The following is a 941-nucleotide window of genomic DNA, read 5'->3' as shown; positions in this document are numbered from 1 at the left end:
CGTTGCAGCCGTCGGCTTAATCTGGGCGTCGCATAAAAAAGGCGGGGCCAACCCCGCCTTCCTTCCAACAACTTGTTTCATGAGGAATTCGCGACCCATGCAGCAATCTGCTGCCCTCACTTTTGCTCGTCCCTATCGAGCGGCAGTGAGCACTTCAGGGCCTACACGCCCACTCTTGCGACTTCGCAGGAGAAAATTTCAACCAGCTTTGCTCAGGCTGCCAGCTGAGGACTTGCCAGTGCGGCGGTCCTGCTCGATCTCATAGTTGATCTTCTGGCCGTCAGCGAGGGTCGAGAGGCCCGCGCGTTCGACAGCGGAAATGTGGACGAAAACATCCGGACCGCCATTGTCGGGCTGGATAAATCCAAACCCTTTGGTGCTGTTGAACCACTTTACCGTTCCAGTCGGCATATAATTATTCCTCTTTTAAAATTGCAACGTGGGGCAGGCCATTGGGCCTGTCCGAGTCATAGCCGAGACTTGGGCGCAGCAAAAAGCGAAAAATTGTTAAGCCCCAATCAGCTGGCGCACTCCATTGTTGGCGTAGCCGCCAGCAAGCACTGTCCACACTACCGCTCGACCAGGCCGGAAGCGCTCGATCTTCCAACGCTCCTCAGCGCCCAGGTCTATAGCTCGTGCTTTGGCACGAGACGTAAGGCCGACTGCTGCTCGTGCCGTCAGGTAAAAGGCCAGGTAGTTCACGGAGCTGCCTTCGTGCATAACGGCTTGGAAGCGCTTTAAGGAGTTTCGAGTTGGACTGTTTCAAGAGGGTCGAGGGGTTGATCGATGCGACCAGCGTGGAAGCGATCGATAGCGCGCGCGTTTTGCTGGACCAGTTCAAGGGCAAGTCAGAAACAATCGCCCAAGCGATTGACGACTTCCTGCTTGATTTCATGACCTTGCTGTTTGTGGTAGAAGCCACCCGCGAGCAGTTCCACAAT

Annotated in this window: 2 protein-coding genes; one reads left to right on the top strand and one right to left on the bottom strand. The window is 55.6% G+C overall.

What is annotated here, in order from left to right:
- Window positions 1-198 precede the first annotated feature (198 nt).
- Window positions 199-411 (bottom strand): cold-shock protein, encoded by a 213-nt coding sequence (locus NKH35_RS31850; protein WP_023679670.1) that lies wholly within the window; start codon window positions 409-411, stop codon window positions 199-201.
- A 341-nt stretch (window positions 412-752) separates the two neighbouring features.
- Between NKH35_RS31850 and NKH35_RS31845 the strand changes: the two genes are divergently transcribed.
- Window positions 753-941, top strand: a 189-nt coding sequence (locus tag NKH35_RS31845) for a hypothetical protein (RefSeq protein ID WP_352917582.1), incomplete at its 3' end; no start/stop codon positions are given.

The sequence above is a fragment of the Mesorhizobium sp. M1143 genome, from assembly GCF_040318435.1.
Taxonomy (GTDB): domain Bacteria; phylum Pseudomonadota; class Alphaproteobacteria; order Rhizobiales; family Rhizobiaceae; genus Mesorhizobium.
Note: the sequence above shows the minus strand (reverse complement) of the source record. Positions and strands in the feature narration are given on the sequence as shown.